Origin of the sequence: Paenibacillus sp. KACC 21273, assembly GCF_028736095.1 — a bacterium.
Classification (GTDB): Bacteria; Bacillota; Bacilli; order Paenibacillales; family Paenibacillaceae; genus Saccharibacillus; species Saccharibacillus kyungheensis.
The window spans coordinates 963502-987036 of the sequence record NZ_CP117876.1 but is presented as its reverse complement, the minus strand read 5'-3'; the positions used below and the strand labels follow the sequence as shown (position 1 = coordinate 987036).

19 protein-coding genes are annotated in these 23535 nt (G+C 38.4%); 1 reads left to right on the top strand and 18 read right to left on the bottom strand.

What is annotated here, in order from left to right:
- Positions 1 to 7 precede the first annotated feature (7 nt).
- From PQ460_RS04485 to PQ460_RS04450, 8 genes are all read right to left on the bottom strand, one after another.
- Complete coding sequence (locus PQ460_RS04485) at positions 8 to 346, bottom strand: STAS domain-containing protein (RefSeq protein WP_069325604.1); 339 nt, start codon at positions 344 to 346, stop codon at positions 8 to 10.
- Between the two features lie 213 nt (positions 347 to 559).
- Entirely contained in the window at positions 560 to 2230 is a 1671-nt protein-coding gene (locus PQ460_RS04480; protein WP_274171892.1) for a response regulator, read from the bottom strand.
- Positions 2231 to 2248: 18 nt separating this feature from the next.
- Positions 2249 to 3082: a CheR family methyltransferase gene (locus PQ460_RS04475; RefSeq protein ID WP_273616357.1), complete on the bottom strand. Its 834-nt coding sequence runs from the start codon at positions 3080 to 3082 to the stop codon at positions 2249 to 2251.
- 164 nt (positions 3083 to 3246) lie between these two features.
- Positions 3247 to 6954: a response regulator gene (locus PQ460_RS04470; protein WP_274171891.1), complete on the bottom strand. Its 3708-nt coding sequence runs from the start codon at positions 6952 to 6954 to the stop codon at positions 3247 to 3249.
- Positions 6951 to 8120 (bottom strand): PP2C family protein-serine/threonine phosphatase, encoded by a 1170-nt coding sequence (locus PQ460_RS04465; RefSeq protein WP_274172869.1) that lies wholly within the window; start codon positions 8118 to 8120, stop codon positions 6951 to 6953. Before PQ460_RS04465 ends, PQ460_RS04470 begins: the two co-directional genes overlap by 4 nt.
- 200 nt (positions 8121 to 8320) lie before the next feature.
- Positions 8321 to 8665 (bottom strand): YflT domain-containing protein, encoded by a 345-nt coding sequence (locus PQ460_RS04460; RefSeq protein WP_273616358.1) that lies wholly within the window; start codon positions 8663 to 8665, stop codon positions 8321 to 8323.
- A gap of 84 nt (positions 8666 to 8749) precedes the next feature.
- Entirely contained in the window at positions 8750 to 9328 is a 579-nt protein-coding gene (locus PQ460_RS04455; protein ID WP_273613574.1) for a hypothetical protein, read from the bottom strand.
- Between the two features lie 96 nt (positions 9329 to 9424).
- Positions 9425 to 9934, bottom strand: a complete 510-nt coding sequence (locus tag PQ460_RS04450) for a DUF948 domain-containing protein (protein WP_273613575.1) — start codon at positions 9932 to 9934, stop codon at positions 9425 to 9427.
- Positions 9935 to 10267: 333 nt separating this feature from the next.
- Here PQ460_RS04450 and PQ460_RS04445 point away from each other — a divergent pair, with 333 nt between their 5' ends.
- Positions 10268 to 10432 carry a DUF1328 domain-containing protein gene (locus tag PQ460_RS04445; protein WP_083243274.1) on the top strand — a complete coding sequence of 55 codons (165 nt, stop codon included), beginning with the start codon at positions 10268 to 10270 and terminating at the stop codon, positions 10430 to 10432.
- A gap of 95 nt (positions 10433 to 10527) precedes the next feature.
- On the opposite strand, the gene PQ460_RS04440 is transcribed toward PQ460_RS04445, so the two are convergent.
- The 10 genes from PQ460_RS04440 to PQ460_RS04395 form a co-directional block, all read right to left on the bottom strand.
- Complete coding sequence (locus tag PQ460_RS04440; protein ID WP_274171890.1) at positions 10528 to 11124, bottom strand: hypothetical protein; 597 nt, start codon at positions 11122 to 11124, stop codon at positions 10528 to 10530.
- A gap of 34 nt (positions 11125 to 11158) precedes the next feature.
- The gene (locus PQ460_RS04435) at positions 11159 to 12034 is read right to left on the bottom strand and encodes a cation diffusion facilitator family transporter (RefSeq protein ID WP_273613577.1); all 876 of its coding nucleotides are present in this window, start codon (positions 12032 to 12034) and stop codon (positions 11159 to 11161) included.
- Between the two features lie 349 nt (positions 12035 to 12383).
- Positions 12384 to 14009, bottom strand: coding sequence for an ABC-F family ATP-binding cassette domain-containing protein (locus tag PQ460_RS04430; RefSeq protein ID WP_204827114.1), 1626 nt, complete (start codon positions 14007 to 14009; stop codon positions 12384 to 12386).
- A 323-nt stretch (positions 14010 to 14332) separates the two neighbouring features.
- Positions 14333 to 15337 carry an MBL fold metallo-hydrolase gene (locus PQ460_RS04425; protein ID WP_274171889.1) on the bottom strand — a complete coding sequence of 335 codons (1005 nt, stop codon included), beginning with the start codon at positions 15335 to 15337 and terminating at the stop codon, positions 14333 to 14335.
- Positions 15338 to 15464: 127 nt separating this feature from the next.
- On the bottom strand, positions 15465 to 16241 hold the full coding sequence (locus tag PQ460_RS04420) for an ABC transporter ATP-binding protein (protein WP_274171888.1): 777 nt from the start codon (positions 16239 to 16241) through the stop codon (positions 15465 to 15467).
- A complete protein-coding gene (locus PQ460_RS04415; protein ID WP_274171887.1) occupies positions 16231 to 17295 on the bottom strand; it encodes a FecCD family ABC transporter permease in 1065 nt (354 codons plus the stop codon). Before PQ460_RS04415 ends, PQ460_RS04420 begins: the two co-directional genes overlap by 11 nt.
- 24 nt (positions 17296 to 17319) lie before the next feature.
- A complete protein-coding gene (gene isdE, locus PQ460_RS04410; protein WP_274171886.1) occupies positions 17320 to 18216 on the bottom strand; it encodes a heme ABC transporter substrate-binding protein IsdE in 897 nt (298 codons plus the stop codon).
- Positions 18217 to 18312: 96 nt separating this feature from the next.
- Complete coding sequence (locus tag PQ460_RS04405) at positions 18313 to 22320, bottom strand: NEAT domain-containing protein (RefSeq protein WP_274171885.1); 4008 nt, start codon at positions 22318 to 22320, stop codon at positions 18313 to 18315.
- A 102-nt stretch (positions 22321 to 22422) separates the two neighbouring features.
- On the bottom strand, positions 22423 to 22914 hold the full coding sequence (locus PQ460_RS04400; protein ID WP_273613583.1) for an NEAT domain-containing protein: 492 nt from the start codon (positions 22912 to 22914) through the stop codon (positions 22423 to 22425).
- A gap of 122 nt (positions 22915 to 23036) precedes the next feature.
- The gene (locus PQ460_RS04395) at positions 23037 to 23519 is read right to left on the bottom strand and encodes an NEAT domain-containing protein (protein WP_273613584.1); all 483 of its coding nucleotides are present in this window, start codon (positions 23517 to 23519) and stop codon (positions 23037 to 23039) included.
- Positions 23520 to 23535: the final 16 nt, after the last annotated feature.

Sequence of the window (23535 nt, the reverse complement as noted above, 5' to 3'; positions counted from 1 at the left end):
TCCTTTCCTATTGGGAATTCTCCTGAGGGACAAAAAACTTAGCAATACCAGTCATTTCAAATAACTTTTGAATCTGTGGAGGAACTTCTTCAACAGTAAAGCTGGCATTCATACCGTGCCGTGCTTTTAGAATCGAAAGTAGAATACCAATACCAGTACTGTCAATATATTTCAGGTCTTTCATATTGATAATTAAATCTTGTTCTGCTTCCCCAACAAGCGGTTCCATAACAAGACGGAATTCCGGAGCAACCGATAAATCCATTTCCCCACTTAAAAATACGGTGCATGCTCTTTCATCCATTTCAGTTACAACATTAAATTTCTCATTTTTATTAGTAGTCATAGACATTCTCCCCTGAACAATGGTTTCTTTACTAATAACCCAACTGCAAAACTTCTGAAACATCCAAAATATAACATAAAAAATAGAGCAGTAAAACTACTTTAATTCATTGTCTCAACAAATGTATAAATAAGAAAATAATTCTATCTCTTGTAAGTATACGCTCACTACAGGACATAAACATTATTTTCTTATCAGCAAATCTTATTTTATTTAAAAGACTGTTTTTTTGGTTTCATAATTATGAGGATTGGCAGAGTAATGTTCAAGCATATTTTTAACACTCATTAATTTGACAGGCTTGCTAATGTAATCATCCATGCCTGCTGCAAAACAGCGTCCTTTGATACCTTCCATAACATCAGCAGTCATTGCAATAATAATAGGATTTTCTTCTTTTTGAAGACTTCGAATCATTCTTGTTGCTTCAAGGCCATCAATATTAGGCATTTGAACATCCATAAAAATATAATCGTATTGATGAACCGAAGCCATTCGAATTGCTTCTTCTCCATCATCTGCCATATCCGGATTGTATCCTAAACGATTAAGCATACTTACCATTAATTTCTGATTGATAGGGTGATCATCTACAACAAGAATATTAGGAGCCGATGAATGTCTATTCGACCATAGATGCTCTGCACGCTCTTCTAACAATCCAAGCGTGGGATCCTCCATAACATATTCGCCTGTACAAATCGTAAATACAAATACAGCACCTGAGCCTTCATGAAGCGGTGTATTCTCTAATCGAATATCGCCATCCATCATTTGGACCAAGTTTTTGCAAATAGCTAAGCCAAGACCTGTACCACCATACTTTCTTGTCATCGAAGAATCAAGCTGTGAAAATGGTTGGAATAATTGTTCACGTTTCTCTTCAGCAATGCCAATTCCAGTATCTTTTACTCTAAATTCAAGTTCTAACCGATCCGCTAGTTTATCTTTGATCATGACTTCTAGATAAACTCCGCCTTCATCTGTAAATTTAATAGCATTCGCTGTTAAATTGATCAATACCTGGCGCAAGCGAGCCATATCTCCATACAGATAAGCTGGTACATCTTCTGTTACAGAATACATTAACTCTAGATTTTTTTTGCCAGCATCGACAGAGAACAGACTGAATACTTCTGAAATACAAGCTTCCAGTGAGAAAGGATGTTCTTCCAATTCCATTTTACCGGATTCCATTTTGGTAAAATCAAGAATATCGTTAATCACCATAACCAATGTATCTGCACTGCTTCGAATAATCGAAGCATATTCTTTTTGTTCTTCTTGAAGTTCAGTATCCATCAATAGATCAATCATGCCGATTACACCATTCATCGGTGTACGAATCTCATGACTCATCATTGCCAAAAATTCTGTTTTTGCTTTGGCTGCGATTTCGGCTGCTTCTTTGGCTATCGTTAATTCTTGATTGATTTTTTCCAATTCCAATGTTTTTTGTTGCAATAACATCGATTGCGTTTTATGACGTTTATTGGTCAAATACATACTTACAAATCCTTCAATTTTGGACTTGAGGATCTGTGGAATAAATGGTTTGACCATATAATCAATCGCACCCGCAGAGTAACCTGCGAATAAGTGCTCAGATTCTTTGCTATTTGCAGATATAAAAATGATCGGAATTTCTTTTGTTTTTTCACGCGCTTTGATTAGTTTGGCCGTTTCAATCCCGTCCATCCCTGGCATCTGTACATCGAGTACAATTACAGCAAATTCATCTTTTAGCAAACAGCGTAATGCTTCTTCACCGGATGTTGCTTTAACCAGATTATAACGTTCACTCTCAAGAACGGCTTCCAGAGCGAGCAAGTTTTCAGGTCGATCATCTACTAATAAGATATGAATCGGTTCATGAAACCTCATGGAATCCCCCTACAATCTCTAATTAATTTTGCGATATACTTTCTCTACGCGATCCAATAATTCATAACTATCACTGTATTCTGTAAATTGCATCGATTCTTTGGAGCCCAGTACTAATATGCCAAAACGACTCAAGCTCTCGTTGAACAATCCGTGAACTTGATCACGTAATTCATCATTAAAATAAATCATAACATTGCGGCAAAGAATAACGTTAAATTCGTTAAATGAACGATCTGTTGCTAGATTATGCTCAGCAAAGATCATATTTTTTCGTAAAAACGGTTGAAAGATTACAGAACTATATTTCGCTGTATAATATTCAGAAAACGAACGCTTCCCGCCCGCTTCTAGATAATTTTTAGTGTAAAGTTGCATACGTTCTATTCCAAATACACCTTCACGCGCTTGTTGCAAAGAACGGTTATTCATATCCGTCGCATAAATTCTTGCTTTATCTAACAAACCCTCTTCATGCAATAAGATTGCCATTGAATAGACTTCTTCTCCTGTAGAACATCCAGCATGCCAGATCCGAATATAAGGATACGTCCGTAATAAAGGAACGACTTTCTCACGAAACATACGAAAAAGAGAAGGGTCACGAAACATTTCAGTGACCGGTATCGATAAATTCTGTACTAAGCGTTCAAAACAAGCACGATCATGCAGTACTTTTTCTTGAAGTGCTGAGATAGATTTAAGATTCTCTGCATGCACATGATGCCAGATTCGTCTGGTTAAAGAAGCTCTGGCATAATTGCGAAAATCGTAACCATATAGACGATGAACTCCATCCATAAGCAAATCAACTTCGATATTTTCGCGTTCTGCCAGATTATTGACAATCATTTCATCCGCTTGGGGCGGTTCGGATTTGATTGGTAATTGGTCACGTTCTGTCTGTGTCATTATATTCAGCCCCGATTCAATATTTCTTGTATATTTTTCAAGTGTAAAATGTCTGTGAAAGATATAAAACTTCAGTATTACTATCCATTACCCAAATTATTCACTTACGAATACAACCATACACGCATTAATGATAAAAGTTGGTCCGTTTGAATCGGTTTTTTCACATAATCGGAAGCACCGGCTTCAATACATTTCGCTCGATCATCTTTCATCGCTTTCGCGGTCAGTGCAATAATTGGTAATTTCTCATAAGCTGGAATTTGGCGAATAATACGCATCGCTTCGTATCCATCCATTTCTGGCATCATCATATCCATCAATACCAGATCAAAATCATCCTGCTGTAAAAGCTCTATCGCTTCCCGTCCATTTTCAGCAAATGTAACATCCATCCGATATCCTTCTAACACACTGGATAAAGCAAATACGTTACGTACATCATCATCGACTAACAAAATGCGTTTGCCTTCAAACAATGTTTCTTTATTATGCAGCTTTTGTAAAATACGACGCTTATCTTCTGGTAAATCAGCTTCGACACGATGTAAGAACAACGTAGTCTCATCTAACAAACGCTCTGGAGATTTCACATCTTTAATAATAATAGATTCTGCATATTTGCGTAATTGTGTTTCTTCTTTATTATCGAGTTCTTTACCTGTATAAATAATAATCGGTAGATCACTCAATTGTTGATCATCACGAATACGATCTAATAATTCGAAGCCTGTCATATCTGTAAGCATCAGATCCAGCACCATACAATCATAACGCTTGCTTCGTAGTTCATTAAGAGCTTCTACACCTGTAGATACAGCAGTGATCGCAACATCATCATGTCCTATCAATTCAATAATCGATTTACGTTGATTTTCATCATCTTCTACAATTAATAATTGTTTGAGACTTTGATCTGTATAAGATTCCAAATGAGAGAATGCTTGTTCAAGCGATTCTTTGCTTGATGGCTTTTTGAGATAGGCAATCGCTCCCATCATTAATCCTTGCTTCACATCATCGACGACAGAGATCACATGAACAGGAATATGACGTGTATGAGCATTACTTTTCAGTTCACTCAAGATCGACCAACCATCCATAATAGGTAGCTGGATATCAAGAATAATCGCATCCGGGATATACGTTTTGGCCATATGCATACCTGTATCACCTTGCATAGCGACTAAAGCTTTAAATCCACGACCACGAGCCATTTCTAATAAGATTTTAGCAAAATTCACATCATCTTCGATAATCAAAATAACTTTATCGTTTTTACTCAAACGATCTCGATCATCTGCTAATGGTTGTGGAATAATCATTTGTTCTTCATTCATACTATTTTTGTTAGGTGTTAATGAACCTGGTGAATTGCGAAGCAATTGCTCTGTAAAGTCAGCTGGTGTATATACATCACGATTCGCTGTATTTGTATCCGATTCTTCTGCTTGTGTTACCTGTTCATCGGTCAGTGCATCTTGTCTTGGCAAATAAAGTGTAAAAGCACTGCCTTTATTTTCTTCCGATTCCAGTCCGATTCCTCCACCAAGTAGACGGGATAATTCACGACTGATCGATAATCCTAATCCTGTACCACCATACTTACGACTGGTTGTACCATCTACCTGTTGGAAAGCTTCAAAAATAATATCTTGTTTATCTGCTGGAATACCAATACCACTATCTTTTACTGTAATAGCTATATAATCATGCTTACGATTCAGATAAGAAGGTACTTGTTCCGCAGCAGGAATTTTAATATTGACATCAATATGACCTTTATCTGTAAATTTGAACGCATTCGATAACATATTACGCAACACTTGCTTCACTCGATGATCATCTGTCACTACAGCTTCTGGAACGTTATCATCAATATTGATATTTAGATCTATTCCTTTTTGGATAGCCACCGGAGCAAAGTTCATATTTACAAATGTTTCGATCGCTTTCATCGGTACAGCCTCTAGATTGATATCCATTTTACCTGCATCTACTTTGGACAAGTCTAAAATTTCATCAATCATTTTTAGTAGATCTGCTCCGGACATATAGATCGTGCTTGCATACTCTACCTGTTTCTCGGTCAGATTACCGCCTTTGTTCTCTGTAAGCAATTGAGAAAGAATCAGTAAACTGTTTAGTGGAGTACGTAATTCATGAGACATATTAGCAAGGAATTCTGATTTGTATTTACTGCTTATTGATAATTGTTGTGCTTGTTGTTCTAACCGGTGACGACTTTGTTCGATCTCTTGATTCTGCTCTTCCACTTGTTGTACTTGTTCTTGCAATTCACGTGTCTTCGCAATTAATTCTGTGTTGAAATGTTCCAACTCTTCTTGCTGACGTTGTAACAAATCTTCTGAACGCTTCAACTCTTCTGTTTGTTCTTCCAGATTTTCGTTGGTGCGTTTTAGTTCTTCTTGTTGCATTTGCAATTCTTCAGACTGACTTTGCAATTCTTCCGTCATCGCTTGCGATTCACGCAATAACTCTTCGATATGCAATCGACGATTAATATTATTCAAAATCACGCCTAAATTATGACATAACAGCGCAAGTAATTGTTTTTGCAACTCTGTAAATGTTTCTAAAGAAGCTAATTCAATGACACCTAACAATTCATCATCAAATAAAATCGGATAGATCATAATACTTTGAGGTGGGTTCTGCCCTGTTGCTGAATGAATAGAAACATAATTATCAGGTACATGATCCAACATGATAGGGTGTTGATCAGAAGCACATTGTCCTGCAAGACCTTCTCCCAACATCAAAGTAGGCTTCGCTTGTAATGTACCTTCCCCTGCATAAGACGCTTGCAAAGCAAGTTCATTAGGGTTGTTAATCTTACGTACATAAAGTGCACCAAGATGTGCGCCCAATGTCGGAGAAAATTCATTGATAAATGTCTGTGCACTCTGCTCTAATGTGCTAACGCCACGTAATAACTCTGTAATGCGTGCACTGTTCGAGTTGAGCCATGATTGATCTTGTTGTGCTTTTTGATAACGATGCTCTGCTTCTCGTTGCTGTTCCAGATCCGTTGCCATCTCTTGAAACACACGAGCTACATCGCCAATCTCGTCTTTGGATTGTACTTTAATTCGGCTGATTGCCCGTAAGCGCCCTTCCGAAAAACCGTTGATCATTAAGGAAACTGTTCCCAGTCCTTTACTAATACTTGGAATAATCCATAACATAATCAGTAGACTCAACAAAATGCCACCTAACATGACAAAGGTGGTTGTTTGAATAGAGTTCTGATATGCTTGATTCGCATTTTTTATTTCTTGATCGATTGCAAGGTCTTGATAATCTGCTAATGCGTTCGCTAAAGCACCCAAATTATTCTGAGCAGCTAGCCCTGTGCCGGTACGATAATTGTTAGCTTGAGCAATCTGATTATCTTCTAATAGATTCAATACTTGATCACCATAAGCATCAAAGTCTGTCCAAGCATCGGCAACTTCATTAACCATTTGCTTTTCTTCTAACGTTTGAGCACTCTTTTGTAATAAATCTACATTTTTTTGAGCATCATCACTTAACTTCTGTACAGTAGCACGACTTTCGGATACCGATTCTGATGAAGCGCTTAGCAATTGATTCGCTAATGCTTTGGCAATACTATTCATATCCCCACGCAAGCTTGTAGAATATCTTACTTTTAAATACCGATCTTGATACACTTTATCTAACTGTGCATTCATGTAATTCATTCGATCATAACTGATAAAAGCCAGCGTCATCATTGTCAAAATGATAACGCTGAATCCTATAACCAGCTTCGTTCTAATTTTCATCCAAGCTCCGCCCCTTCAGCCAAAGAAATCCATACTAAGCATTTATCATCATCACGTTCTTGTGAAGATATCTCGTCAAAAAATACTTTTTCAATCTGTTGTTTATTGATGTGATGACTGGATTTCAATTCATTGATCAAGAATTCTAATTGTACATCTTGATCACCTTCAACCATTTCCAGCAAACCATCCGTATAAAGGACAAGGTGAGCAGCGCCTTCATATGAAAAGCTTTTCGGTTCTGCTTCAATACGATCAAATAATCCAACCGGGAATGTAGTGGTGGATAATTTGGTAATCTCCCCATCGTCATGGAAAAATAGTCCTGGTGGATGACCCGCATTTACATAATCTACCCGTTTGTATTTGGTATCGACAACAAGATAAATAGCGGTAAAGTAGTATTGCACCAGTTGATTTTCGATATGCAATTGGTTAAAGCGTCGATTCAGCTCCTGGATTACTTTTTCTGGTTCTACATAAGTCGTTACTGTATCTTTCAATACAGAAGCGATAAACATACAGAATAAAGAAGAAGAAATACCATGTCCCATCATATCTAACAAAATAACTCCATATCGTCCTTCGCCTAACGGATACCAGGCATATAGATCTCCTGCTAGTTCAAATGAAGGCTTGTAAAGTGCTTCAATTTGAATATTGGTTTCTTGAATAGGTACACTTAATACAGCATGCTGTACCTGACTTGCTAATTTCAACTCATCTTGAATATGTTGATCACGCTCTTTGTGCCAATCTTTTTCATGTTTTAAGCGTAACGCAAGGCGAATTCTTGCTAACAGTTCCACTTTGTTAATCGGTTTGGTCACATAATCGACTGCCCCTGCATCCAAAGCTTCAGCTAACTTTTTAGAATCCCCTACAGCGGTAACCATAATAATCGGAATATCACGTAGTTCATCATGTTGTTGCACTATCCGACAAGCTTCAATTCCATCCATTTCCGGCATCATCATATCTAGCAATACCAGATCCACTTTGTTCATCTTCGGTACATTAACTACACCTGAATCTTCAATCCCTAAATATCCAAACATTTCACGTGCAGAAGAAGAAGTCGTTATATTTGTATATTTTTCTCGCTTAAGAATTTCACGAATAATAATCACATTAGTAGGGTTATCATCAACTATTAATATATGCATAATTTCTCCTTGTCGCCTTATTTCAGCTTTTTTAGACGTATACTGATTGATATTCATTACCAAATGCAGTTTCTATTATAGATCAAATACCTCTTTTGTCCAAAAAGAAGCTGTATCAAAACTCGTCAAAAAACCTTCAATTCTACTAAAAAGTAAAATTGAAGGTAGACGATTCACTGTTATATTTTGATACAACTTCTTTATGATTTACGATTGGCAATAACAAGTACTTTGCCCAAATCGAGTTCACTTTCATAGAAATCAGCCTCTTCTTTCGTAAAGCCCATAGATGTAATTTTGGAGCGCAATTCGTCTCCCCGTGAACGGAAAAAGTTAGCTACAGAATCGAACATTCCTTCTTCTTTCACGCCAACTTCTTTGGCATTAGCTGTTTCTGCAATTTTTTCAGTACGGTCTTTTTGATGTGCAAGTACATAAATCTCTTCAACGCTATATCCTGTATTGCGCAGGTTTTTAGCTTCTTCGACTGCTTGTACACCATTTTCGACTACTTTAGCATAAGCTTTGGAATCTGTTGAACTCATCATTCTCCACTCTCCTCTATATACTTATGATTGAATAGTATTAACCTTACTTATCATGGAATGAAACATTTAAATGATAGGCTGTTATTCTGAAGTTGCATCAAATATGTCTACGCTACGAATAGCGCCTGTGCTGGAATCATAAAACACTTTTAGAGCAGATATACCATTAGTATAACCTTCTCCATCTTCTGCTGAAAAATCAGGAGTACCTAGTTCTTGTCTGATCTCGGCTTTGTCTATCGTTAATGTCCGACCATCTAGTGTAAATCTGCCTGCTTGTTTGGGCACACTAATATAGGTAATCCATTGATCTTGAAAACCAACACTTACATCTTTGTATTGATATTCTTGATCGCCTAACTCATTAGTCACAATATTCATCGGTTTCCCTTTGATCCGTAGAACATCTTCTCTGGTATCTGCCAAAGAAATTCCATTCAAACGGCTATATTGTTCATCATAAACAGAGTCAGTCGTTGAATACACCGCAGTCGAAGCTGTTAACTTAGGTGTCGCTACTTCAGTATAAGATACTGGTGTTGCTTCATAATCAGCAGTTTGTACAGCTGTAACAGCTTGTACTGGAGTAGCAGCGGATACTTGAGCAGAACCGGAGTAAGGGGACAATATGCCAGCAAGTAACATCATGAAAGTAATCATCGTCTCACCCTTTCTTACGGTATAAACTCTCAATACAATATACGTTGTTATCGGTTATACCTTTGGTTAATGACCTTAAAAATGTACAAATTCCTTTTATTTACGATATCTTTGCCATACTGTAGCCGCTGTATCTACCCATTTCATCCAGTTGGTAGCTTTACTGTGGCTATATGTAGCTGAGTACGATTGCAATGTACGTTGTTGAGGTGTAGAAGCAGTCGCTTGATTGCTTACGCCTGTTTTTGTAGAAGCAACCGGTTTTGGTTTACTTTCACCAATATGTTTTACTTTTTCAATAACACGTGTCGACAAATCTTTAGAAGACAATGTTACTTCGTTTAAGATTTCGCCCAAGTTTTTTACAGTTTCCATTAAAGGATCAACCTGTTTTAGTTTGTGTTCAACATCCACTGTAATATCATTCACGTTACGGATCGTTTGTTTCACTTCATACGTTAACTCTTCGATCGTTTTTTGTACGTCTACCAAAGTAGAAGATACATTGTCTAAAGATTTTGCTGCGGATTGAAGCACTTTAATTAGGAAAATAACAAGTGCTACAAATGCTAATGCGATAACGGCTACACTAATCTCAATAATCATGGCATTCCCTCTCTTTTCTTCACAATATGATTTGGTGTTACTACATTTCTCTAGTAGAAAATGTATCTGTCAACATTTCAAGATGTTACTCAATAACTACCCTTCAGTTTTGTCACCGAAACATGATGGCGTTATGAGCATCAAGATACGCTTGCTTAAACAATGTAAATTGTTTCAAGCTAAACTTTGTCGGTTAAGATACAACTACCAACGACATCATAACATTGAGTCATCGTAGATTACACATACATATCTACTCAATAGAAGTCGTTTTACGATTATTTCAATCGTTATTTAATTATACTTAATATTGAAAAGGAATGGTGATTACTTATGTTGAAATGGTCTGTTATCCTACTAATCATTGCATTAGTAGCTGGTATCTTCGGATTCTTCGGAATTGTTGAAGCTGCTGCTTCTATTGCTAAAGTATTATTCTTTATCTTCTTAGTATTGTTCGTGATCAGCTTGTTTACAGGCAGAAAACGTAGTTTCTAACAAAGCACTAATCGGTTAGAAATGACTATAATACACCAAAAAACGCTTATCTCTTCAAGAGATAAGCGTTTTTGTTATGTAAGTACCCGTTATCATTATCGCAATAACAATCGGGGTAGACTCATCAAATTGAGCTTGAATGATACTTGAATATGATCTTGTTCAAATTCCATCTGGCTTACATTTGCTATAGCAGGAAAATATTTAGTTAACGATATTCGAATAGGAGAAATCAGTGCCCCTTGCACATTTCCATGACGAACATGAGTCGCTTGATGATCCAAAATCAAAAAATTATCTTCTCGTCTAATATGAAAATCAAGTATTGCTCCAAAAGGAACACCAAAATATGTTCCTGTTAGATCAGCTTTGACCGTATCGTGATACAGAGTGAATTGCGCTCCGGTCATTTTCAGACCGACCGGAAATTCATCTTCACGATCTATCAATTCCTTTTTGGCTAATTGATTAAATTCATCTTGAGAAATAGTCGTCTGTAACTTTTTGGTCTCGATCATTGCTAAAATTTTGGATGTTGTATCTACATCTGTATAGTTCAGATTAAGCTGGTGTTCAGGCGCTGCTGCCCAATATAATGTAGCTGCTCCTGCAATCCCTATTACCAAAATGATGCTGATTATCCAAATGATCCACAAACGAATACGCCGAGTGGTAGAACGTGTACCGGACATGTAAGCTGCCCCTTTATACAATATAATGTAGTGTTTATTTGATCGTTTTTGGTTCTACATGTACATGAACATATCGGATATTATGAACTAATTCCATTTTGGCTTCAATCTCATCCGTAATATCATGACTTTCAATAATCGTCAAATCCGGCTGTACCTCGATCACTACATCTAACAACGTCTGACTTCCATTCACACGAGCTTTGATATCTTTGATATGCTCCACTCCATCAATCGATTCGATCGTTTGACGCAGTCCAGGTAATTCTTTTTCGTCGAATCCATCAGTTAAGCGATGCATTGATTCACTTAGAATTTCCCATGCGGTTTTGCAAATAATTAGTCCGACGGCAAGAGCGGCTACAATATCTAACCACGGCATACCAAATTGAGAACCGATAATCCCTACTGCTGCTCCTATACTTACCATCGCATCAGATAGATTGTCTTTAGCCGCCGCTTTGAGCGCTTGACTGCCCGTTTGTCTTGAAAGCTTAATATTATAGCGATATACGAAATACATCACTACAGCGCATAGTACAGCTACACCTGCTGTCCATAAAGCCGGAGATTCTTCCCGTCCTGCGAACAGGGATTGTACACCATCTACGAGCACCTGTATGCCTACCATCGCCATAATAAAAGAAGCAATTAATGCGGCAACTGTCTCTGCGCGGAAATGTCCATACGCATGATCAGAATCAGGCGGTTTTCTCGAAATTTTCAACCCGATCAGCACAGCTAATGAAGCTACAATATCTGTTAAGTTGTTAAGCCCATCGGCTTTGAGTGCACTTGATAAAAAAAGATAACCAATAACTAATTTGAAAGCAGACAATACCAGATAGCTAATAATGCTAACCCATGCTCCGCGTTCCCCTGCCTTAATATTTTGATATACATCAACCATTTTGTTCCCCCTGCTATAAATTAAGCATTCAAAAATGCTGAGATTATCTTTTTTAAATATCCTGTGTACATATACGTCTGTAGAGCTTGTTTATCTTATCAAACGAATACATAGTGGGTCTAGAGAAACGTTTTAGGTTAGGTCAAACGTTGTGAGACCAAGCAAATGTTGTATGACAGACGAAATCTTGTAACGACTATACAACATTTTTGCCCATAGGAAAAATGAGCCGAATTTTTCTATATAGATCGCTATCTTCTACACAAAAAAATCCTTCTCTGAGCGCAAATAAAAAACGGCTCTCCGTAAAGAGCCGCTGTTTCACTCTAATCTTATCCTTTTGCTATCCTTATACTTGTACAGGGTACATCCGTTCACGCATTTCTTTAACTTCTTTGTTTTCCAAGTATTCATCATAGCTCATCATACGATCGATCAGACCTGTTGGTGTGATTTCGATAATACGGTTTGCAATCGTTTGGATAAACTGATGGTCATGAGACGTTAGAATAATCGTACCATCAAAATCAGTCAAACCGTTATTGAGTGCTGTGATAGATTCCAAGTCCAAGTGATTGGTAGGTTCATCTAGTAGCAATACGTTACCACCCATCAACATCATACGGGACAACATACAACGTACTTTTTCTCCTCCAGATAGAACGTTCGCTTTTTTAAGCGCTTCGTCACCAGAGAACAACATACGTCCTAAGAATCCACGTAGGAATGATTCGTCTGGATCTTTGGAATACTGACGTAACCAGTCTACTAATGTATCTTCTACGCCATCAAAGTAAGCCGAGTTATCATTCGGGAAATAAGCTTGAGACGTGGTAATTCCCCATTGGAATGTACCTGCATCCGGTTCGATCTCACCCATCAACAATTGGAATAACGTTGTTTTTGGTAATCCATTTGGACCAACCAAAGCAATTTTATCGCCTTTGTTGACTGTGAATGTTAAGTTGTCGATTACTTTTTCGCCATCAATAGATTTCGTCAAACCATCTACTAACAATAACTGTTTACCTGCTTCGCGTTCACCTTTGAAGTTGATAAATGGATATTTACGGTTCGAAGGACGAATATCATCAAGCGTAATTTTGTCGAGCATTTTTTTACGAGAAGTCGCTTGTTTGGACTTGGACTTGTTCGCACTAAAACGCAAGATAAAGGCTTGTAGTTCTTTGACTTTGTCTTCTTTTTTCTTATTCTGTTCACGACCCAATTGTAGAGCAAGTTGACTGGATTCGTACCAGAAATCATAGTTACCCACATACATTTGGATTTTACCAAAGTCGATATCGGCAATATGCGTACATACGGTATTCAAGAAGTGACGATCATGGCTGACTACGATAACTGTACCATCATAATCGGCTAAGAAATTTTCTAACCAGTGAATCGAATCGATATCCAAGTGGTTGGTAGGCTCATCCAGTAACAGGATATTCGGATGACCGAACAATGCTTGCGCCAGCAATACGCGAACTTTTTCGTTACCGCCAAGCTCTTTCATTAATTTGGATTGCATATCGGTTTTGATATCCAGACCGTTTAGCATTTCTGCTGCTTCGGATTCTGCTTCCCAACCGTTCATTTCAGCGAATTCAGCTTCCAATTCGCCTGCACGCATACCATCTTCATCTGTAAAATCAGCTTTGGCATACAATGCATCTTTTTCTTTCATAATATCGTACAGACGCTTGTGACCCATCATAACAGTCTCTAGCACCGGAAATTCATCATATTCAGACTGGTTCTGTTTCAAAATAGCTAAACGTTCGCCCGGTGTAATATGGACTTCACCTTGGTTAGGCTCGATTTCACCAGAAAGAATTTTTAAAAATGTAGATTTACCTGCACCATTCGCACCGATTAGACCATAGCAGTTACCCGGTGTGAACTTGATATTAACATCTTCAAAAAGCGCGCGCTTACCATAGCGAAGCGTGACACCTGTTGTATTGATCATGTATTCATTACCATCCTTATCGTTAGTGAAGTATTTGTTGTAGACGTGTTGACCTCTATGAAAATAAGCATCGCTGTTTTCATAAAATTGCCGATGGCAATAGTATACCACACAACACCATCTAATCGAACAGCAGTATTGAGGAAACTGGAAAAAATGTGTTTGAATATTTGAAGTGAGTTGCTCAGTTAAAATATCACTTGATATATCACGATCATCCAGCAAAGCAAAAAACCGTTTAACTTCAACTCAGTTAAACGGCGAAATATGCAATATTTATTAGTATCTTATCAATACATGTATTCTTTCTACATCTTATCTATTTATAACTTAGGCTGAGTATTACCATGCACAATTAAAGTCTCGCCATGAGCCAGTACACGAATACGTTCTTCAGCGATCTCCAGACGTTGTCGTTCGGCTTCTAATCGATCTAATGCTTCGCGGGCAGTATCGTCAGCCAGACGGAATGTACCGTAATGCATCGGTATCATCGTCTCAGCTTGCACATCGCAAAAAGCACGAATTGCTTCTTCTGGTGTCGTATGTTGAGAGCTCATAAACCATTCAGGTTCATAGGCTCCTATCGGCATCAATGTAATATGAATCTTGTAGCGTTTACCAATTTCAGTGAATCCCGGGAAATAACCGCTATCTCCAGCAAAATAGATCGTTGGCGGCACTTTCTCCTCAATAGAATGATGAGTAGGATGTTCCGCCTGCTCTGAACTCACAGGATGATGCACAGGTTCTATAATATACCCGCCCCAGTGTGATGTATTGGTATCTAACAATGTACGCCGACTCCAGTGCTGAGTGGGTACAAACGTAATATTGATCTCGCCTACTTTAAACGTTTCCCACCACTGCATTTCATGACAACGTGCAAATCCTTTACGCTTCATTTTGGCTTTGAGCCCTTGTGGAACGATAATCAGTGTAGAACTACGGTAAAGCTGACGAATCGAACTAATATGCATATGATCGTAATGAGCATGAGAAAGTAAAATAATATCGATTGGAGGAACATCTACAATCGGAATTCCGGGCTGTCCTATTCTTTTTTGAAAGCCCATTCGACTTGCCCATACAGGATCGGTAACGATATTCAATCCTTCGTATTGTATAAAAAAGGTAGAATGCCCTACCCATGTAATCGAAGCATCTTCACGATTATGATGTAAATAATCCATCTCAGGTGGATGATTAGGCACTACATAGGAATAATCTTTATTTTTGAGTCGTCGTTCTTCACGCCATTGCCGTAGCTGTTTGAGTGTCTTATCCGTACTGACATTATCCATATTGTTATAGCGAATCTTCGGCATGTGCTACTCACTCTCCTCAGTGCTTTTCTTTTTCCACTATTACCCTATTTTCAAAAAAGCGTATCAAGCTACACTTCGTCAATCCTAGATCCAATAGACAAAAAAGCACTACTTACAAGTGATCCTATTACTGCCCTATCCCTATCGGAATTATATGCAGACCTGCTTCAAGATCGCGTCTAACAAGCACTTCGACTCCATAAATATCACGAATAAGATCGGTAGTGATCATATCTGTCGGTAATCCGCTGGCTATAATCGCGCCTTCTTTCATCGCAATCAGATGATGGCTGTATCGAATCGCTTGATTGATATCATGTAATACCATCACAATCGTCAGTTGATGCTGTTCATTGAGATCGTGAATCAATTCCATAATTTCTAATTGATAATACATATCCAAATAGGTCGTTGGTTCATCGAGAAAAAGAATCGGTGTTCGCTGTGCAAGTGCCATAGCAATCCAGACCCGTTGCTGTTCGCCACCAGATAATTGATCAAGTGTACTGAACCTTTTACTTTGTAAATTCGTACAGTCTAGCGCCCACTCGATCGCTTGTTCATCTTCTTCTTGAGAACTGCTAAATAATGTACGGTGTGGTAATCGACCGAAGCTAACTAGCTTTTCGATTGTAAGATCTGCCGGTGCTTCATTTTGCTGATGCACTACAGCTAATTTGCGTGCTAATTCTTTTGGTTTGTACTGAGCAATTTGCTTGCCATCCAGTATCACTTGCCCGAGACGGGGTACAGCATTGTTCGACATCACATGCAGTAATGTAGACTTGCCACATCCATTAGGCCCAATAATCGTAGTGATTTTACCCTGCTGAATCTGAGCATTCACTTGATGTAGTCGATCAATACGACGATCATACGAAAAAGTAATATCGTTAACGTCCATAGATACGGTCACTCCTTGTAATGAGGAAAATCAGAAAAGGGCCGCCAATGACCGCCATAATAATTGAAGCTGGAATTTCATTAGGAGCCAGTACGGTTCGACCTAGTGTATCTGCTAGTAGTAATAATAAGGCTCCTGCTACTGCTGAAAAAGGAATCAACCATTTATGATCTGATCCTACAAGTTGCCTTGCAATATGAGGAATCAATAATCCAATAAACACAATCACTCCGGCAATAGCTGTTGCTGTTGCCGCCAAAATAACAGCAATCACTGAAATGATAAGCCGTGCACGAGTCACATGCAGACCTAAGTTTTTGGCTGTTTTTTCTTGTAACACTAGAAAGTTACACCATGAGTAAACAAGCATTGCTAGAATCAGCCCGAGTCCACCATACATCAAAATAATCTCAACATCGACCCACTTTTTCATCGCTAATGTAGAGGTGGTCACCTGATTAATACTGGTGACTGCATAACTTCCCCGATAATTAAATGATTGCCCGAGCCCTGAAAAGATCGCATTAACCGCTACACCGATCAATATTAAGCGAATCGGATGCAGTCCAGATTTCCATGAAAATCCATACACCATTAGACATGCCAGCGCACCGCCAAAAAACGAAAACAAAGGCATCCAGAAATATAACGTTGGAAATACAGTCACAGCAATCAAAGACACCAAAGCCGCTCCAGAAGATATTCCGATCACACCAGAATCAGCTAACGGATTCTTCATCACAGCTTGTAGCAATACCCCTGCTACTGCCAGTGCCGCTCCTGCCATCATCGCTACAATAATGCGAGGCAGACGCAAATCTCGGACTACATTGACCTGATTATCAGTACCTGTCCATAGACCTTGTACTAATTGCCATGCCCCTACTTTAAGACTACCGGTCATTGCTGAAAATAAAACAACACCGATCAGTAGTAAACACACGACAATAAAGCTCCATAGTCTTTTGCGGTTTTGACGAGAATACACAGGTTGGTGAGATACATTATATTCAGTTTCTTGTTGCGCATATTCAGTAGATGGTTTAGTTATCATTAATAACATCCTTCATATGATCGATTAGGAGGAAGGGTACATCATTTTCAATAATTCATCAAAAGCTTGCGGAGCAGATAGACTTGCTGTTGTGCCGAATAATGGTTCAGGCAGATCATACACTTGCCCTGTTTGGACTGCATTAAAATGCTTCCAGATATCATTACTTTTGAAATCTTCGTCAAACATCTTCACGACTTCTTCTGGCATACCATGAGCAGCACGCAAAATAATGTCTGGATTAGACTTTTGCAAATATTCAGTATTTGAAGCTAAATATTCTACATTTTCTCCTTGTACAATATTGGTTCCACCTGCAATTTTGACTAGATCACCAATATACGAATGTTCGGTAGCTACTAAATAACTGCCCGGTACGCCGAGAAGGATTAATACTTTAGGTGATTTTTTGCCTGCGGTTGCCTTTTTTACTGCGGCTACTTTGGCATCTAGCTGACCTGTAATTTCTTTAGCTTTAGCTACGCGATCAAATTTGGTTCCCATTTTCAAAATTTCATTTTCCATTTTTTGCAGACTTTCAAAATTTAAAAATTCAGCATTCATATTTAAATCTTTGAATTTGGGTTCAAGATCATATTGAAGCGTAGTTACAGACAATACATCTGTCGGTTGTAGAGATAATACTTTTTCCATATCAGGGCTCATCGGATTACCGACATCTGGAATATCTTTATATTGTTCAGGTAATGTTTTGGTACTGGTTGGCTTACCGACTAAAGGAAGATCTAACGCAGACATAATTTCGGTAATGGCTACAGTAGTAGCGACAATTCGTGCAGATGAAGCTGAATCGGTTGCAGATGGATTAGCGGATGTAGATTGTTCTGCTCTAGCACCTGTTGAACACCCGGCTAATACAAGAACAATGACCAACAACCATGCTGTATATTTTACATTCACTGATTTCCCCTCTTTCTATCGATTGTCCCTTACATGCCTACAAGTCCTGGCACAATCGCACCAAGACTCACAGACATGATCATTAGATTGATCGAGTTACTGCTCTTTTTTGCTTGCTAGATCAAACTGGAATTGTACGGTGTACCAGTGATCATAAGCGACACCGCCGATAACTAATCCAGGCACAATCACATGGGTGTATGCACTGATTTTTTGAGATAAATCACCTACTTCAAATTGCACTACACGCTGATCACCTGAAGTTGAGATCACTTCAACATCTTGCAAAGTACCGTTTTGCTTCACTTGCAATACTGGCATCCAGCTACTTTTATCCAGTGTAATTTGAGCAAATGTTTTACCGTCTTTTTCGATTAATGTCGCTTTTTTGTTCACATAGTCATTCATCACTGATAGTTCGTTACTTTGATCTTTGTATACTTTATAAGCAATCGTATATTTTTGTTCTGTTGTAGCTTGTGGTTCTGTTACTTCTGTTGTCGGATGGCTTGGTGTTGATACTGTTGGTTGTGTGTCTTGAGCAGGTGCTGTTACTGTTTCTTCGACTCCATCCGCTTTGAGTGTATTGCGATCAAATATAATTTGTCCGCCCATTTTCTCATTGTTCATATAACGATCTGGAATAGACACTTGACTGAAAATACTTAGCTTTTGATCCAGATTAGGCACTTCAAATGTAATCGTACGAGCGTTGTCTGTTGCTGTGTTTGTCACAATCGTTGGATCGGTATATTTCCCTGCGAAATCAGTCTGGAATGTAGGTACAGCCTGACTATTTTTGATCGTAATCGTGGCATAGACTTTGCCATTTTTCGCAGTCAGTTGAGCCGTCTGATCTACATAATCAGCCAGTACAGAATTTTGTTCACTACCATTTTGTAAAATGCGATATTGAGCGGTATACTCACCATCTTCGATGGTATTGGTTCCTTTTTCTACTGTTGTGGTCGTCTCGGTTGTATCTTTGGTGACTTTGGCAGTATCAAATTTAAATTCAAAATCATAGACTGTCTCGTTCTTATTGTCACTATCTGTCGGAGTACTCGCTATACTCACTCCACTGCTTGTGACTAATTGCGCAGCAATATTCTTTTTAAAATCAGCTACACTGAAACGTACTGTTTTGGTGTTAGCTTGCTCATCGGTTGCTGTTACTTCTGCATCTGTATAGACTCCATTATTGCTAACACGTAATGCTTTTACTTCTTTGGCATCTTGAAGAGTTACGATCACATACCGTTGATCTCCTTCAACCACGAATTGAGCAGGTTCATCTTTAGATAGAAAACGTTGCACAGGAGACACTGCATCTGAAGATGAATTAGGTACAAGAACCTGGAAAGGCATTTTGTACTTACCATTGCTTAATTTATCGTAATCCAATGGAATAACTGGCGTAGATGTGGTAGATGCTTTTGGTTCTTCATAAGGTCCCAGCGGGCCAAATTTGAAATCAACATTGTACGTATGATCATAAGTGACTCCACCAATTTCCAGTCCGGGTACAACAACATGTGTATTAACAACGATCGTCTCTGACAAGTCTTTCACTGCAAATTGAACTACACGTTGATTACCACTTGTCGAAATGACTTGCGCATCACTTCCGCCTACTTTAAATGTTTTGATCCAATCGCTTTCTTTTAAAGTAATTTGCACATATAACTTACCTGAACGTTTGATGATGGTTGCTGGATGTAATACATATCCATTCATCACCGATTCGTCTTTTTCTTTAAACTTATAAGCTACAAAGTTAGCACTATATTTCCCGTCTGCCACTTCACCCGGATTCGTAGGTACTGTTGGTGTAGTTGGCTCTTCTGGCGTAGTAGGAATCACTGTCATATTATCTAGATCGAATTGAAGACGAATAGCATAGTCAGCTTCATATACAGAGCCTGCATATGCTGTTTTGATATGCACTTGAGCATTTAGTGGGCGGCTCGGATCAGTCACAGGGAATGTAACGATTCTTGTGTTGTTGAACTTATCTTCGCTAACGATTTGAGTATCTGTAAGCGTACCTTTTTGCTCTGTTTTAAAAGCCGTAATTACTGAACTATCTTTAATCACTTTTAGCGTAGCTTGATAGTTACCATCGACTGCGGTCAATGTCACTTTGGAATCGAAATAACTACCCATTGTCGATACCGCATCTGATGTTGATTTTAACGTAGACATCGGAATACTATACGTTCCATTGTCCAGTGCTACAGGTGTAGGCACTGTTGGTGTTGTCGGTTCTGGTAATTGCGTACTGTCAAATTTGAATTGAACCGTATAGTAATGATCATAATCAGGTGTAACTTCGGGTGGAACCACTACATGTGTATAAGCATTTAAAACAGGATTCGTTTTGGATAAATGTTCTGCTTCAAATTGAATGACTCTCGTATTTTTTGCTACATCCGTCGAAATAACAGTCACATCGGTATAATTTTTCCCACCGTTGCCGTCGACTTGTAATGACTTGATCCAAGCACTATTTTTAAGTGTAAGTTGGATATACTTTTTCTCATCTTTGATAATGAATGTAGCTGGTTTTTCTACATAGTCATCCATGACTGATATTTCGCTACTGTTATTTTTGAATACTTGATAATTAATGGGAGTCGTTTGATCTGGAACAGGCAGGACTACCGGGCCAATACTGTTTGTATCCCATTTAAAACGAATTGGATAATCGGCTTCATACACTGAACCTGCATATGCTGTTTTGATATGCACTTGGGCTTTGACTATCGATTCTAGATTAGCGATCGGGAATGTAACGACTCGCGTGTTCGCTGTAGAGTCTGTACTGACAATACTCGTCTCGGTCAATGCTCCATTGTATTCTGTTTGAAAAGAGGTAATCACTGAACTATCTTTGACAATATTCATAATGACTTGGTACTTACCATCTTTAGCTACTAGTGTTGCTGGATTACCAAAATAGGCAGCCATTGACGAAGGATCATCTGTTTTTTCTTTTAACGTCGCAACCTTGAAGCTATACTGCCCATCGGGTAACGATAATGGAATCGAAGCTTTGTCAAAATTAAATTGAACCGTATACCATTGATCATAAGCCCCCATATTTGGAATCGTACCTGCTGGCATTACAACATGCACTTTAGCATTGATAACCGGATTCGTTTGGGATAATGAATCAGCTTCAAACTGTACCAAACGTGTATTGGCTGTTTCATTTGCAGAAATCAATCCTACATCCGTATAGGTTCCATCTTTATCGATATCTGTCTGTAATGCTTTGATCCAACTGCTCTGATTCAATGTCAGTTGAATATATTTTTTGGTTCCATTGGTGATTAATTTAGCTGGCTTTTGCAAATAGCTATCCATCATCGATGTTTCATTTGTTCCATCTTTTAATACTGTATATGCAATAGAAGTTTCCGTTCCTGTCGCAGGTTCAACTGGAATAACAGGCGGTGTTTTGTCTATAACTTTCAAAGTGGAGGGATCAAGTGTTAACCGTTCATTATAAGAAGATCCGTTAAATGTATAAGCAATATTGATTTCTTTGGACATGTCATATACATCAAAAGCAACTGTCCCTTTAGTCGTACTTCCATCATCTAAAGTTACTTTGGCATCTTGAGTCTGATCGTTCTCAGTAGCTTTGAATTGGGTAAATAAATAGGCATTTTCGCTTGCAAATAAGAAATGATATTGACCATCTTTGATAATCATTTGTCCTGGAGTCTTCGCATTGGAAGGATATTTAAATATATTGGAAGCAACAACTTTTCCAGAAGCATTCGTGCGCGTCACTTGATAAGCAATAGTGTATTCACCGTCTGCATAAGTGTCATATGTAGCGGTAGTGACTGAATTTTGACTCGATTGTACTGTAAATAATGGCTTTTCTGTAGCAGGGGTTGTTGCCGGACTTGTTGCTTCAGACGTTGTGCCCGAAGAAGAATACGTATCGTCAGTTACACTTGATCCTGAAGCACTGCTTGATGAAGGGCTTGTCTCTTCTGCAAAAACAGCCGATAACGTCGGAGATACCAACGATAACATCATCAAAAATACAGTACATACGATCAAATAAGTTCTAAATTGCCTTTTCAAAGTTCATAATCCCCCTGTTAATAAAATAGACTTCTCTAGAACATAAAGCTCCAGAGAAGTACGTTGTATTTTGGAATACTTTTTTACATAGATGAAGATATGTTAGATGCTATCTTCGTCAAACAAATATTGCACTGTGTACGTATGGTCGTAAGGAACGCCAGCGATTTCGGCAGGAACTACGACATGAATTTGCGCGTTCACTTTAGCAGATAAGTTGCTTACCGGAAATTCAAATGTTTTAGTATCACCACTTGTTGTCGTGGTCGCTTCCACATACGTACCATTTTGTTGTGTTTTAAATGATTTGATCCAGTCTTTGTGCTTCAATGTTACTTTGACTTTAGCTACACCATTTGTAACGACAAGAGTCGCTGGTTTGACTGAATACTCGGAGCTATCCATATACGAAGCATTAGTAGTTCCATCTGCATATACAACGTAATCAATAGAATACGTGCCATTAGGAATAGCAGCATGTGCTGATTTTGCAGAAAATGGAGATAGTCCTGCAAATACTAGAGCCGCCATCATCAACATCATGACTACTTTTTTGAACGAAAATTTTTCTACTGTATTTATCATCATATTCATCGATATATCCTCTTTTCTACAGGTAGTGGTCTACATATTTGAAGCCATACATCTAACCATTCAAGCCAATCCGTACTCATCTATCGCACCCCAATGCCAATAGAATAGTATAGCGTTCTAAATTAGATACTGTCTGTGTCAAATTGCAGTTGTACGTTATATTTACCTGTGTAATTAATCACAGGGATTTTGATTTCTGCATACGCGTTTACTTTGCTATCCAAGTTAGCTACAGGGAACTCAACTACTCTTGTGTTAGCAGACGTATCTGTACTTACTACAGTCGCATCTACCAATTGTCCATTTTGTTCTACTTTGAATGCTGTAATCAAATTACTGCTTTTGATCGTTAGACGAACAGTGTTCACGCCATTGACTACTGTTACTGTAGCTGGCTTCACAACATAACTATCTAGACGAGACGTATTTTCTGTACCATCTGCTAATACTTTATAATCTACGCTATATGTTCCGTTTGCTAGAGCTGCATGTGCTGATTTGGCTGACAATGGAGCCAGTACTGCAAATGCCAAAGCTGCCATCATCAAAACGATTAATACTTTTTTCAAATCCCATTTTTCCATACGGTTCATTACTGCGTTCATTATTCAACACACTCCT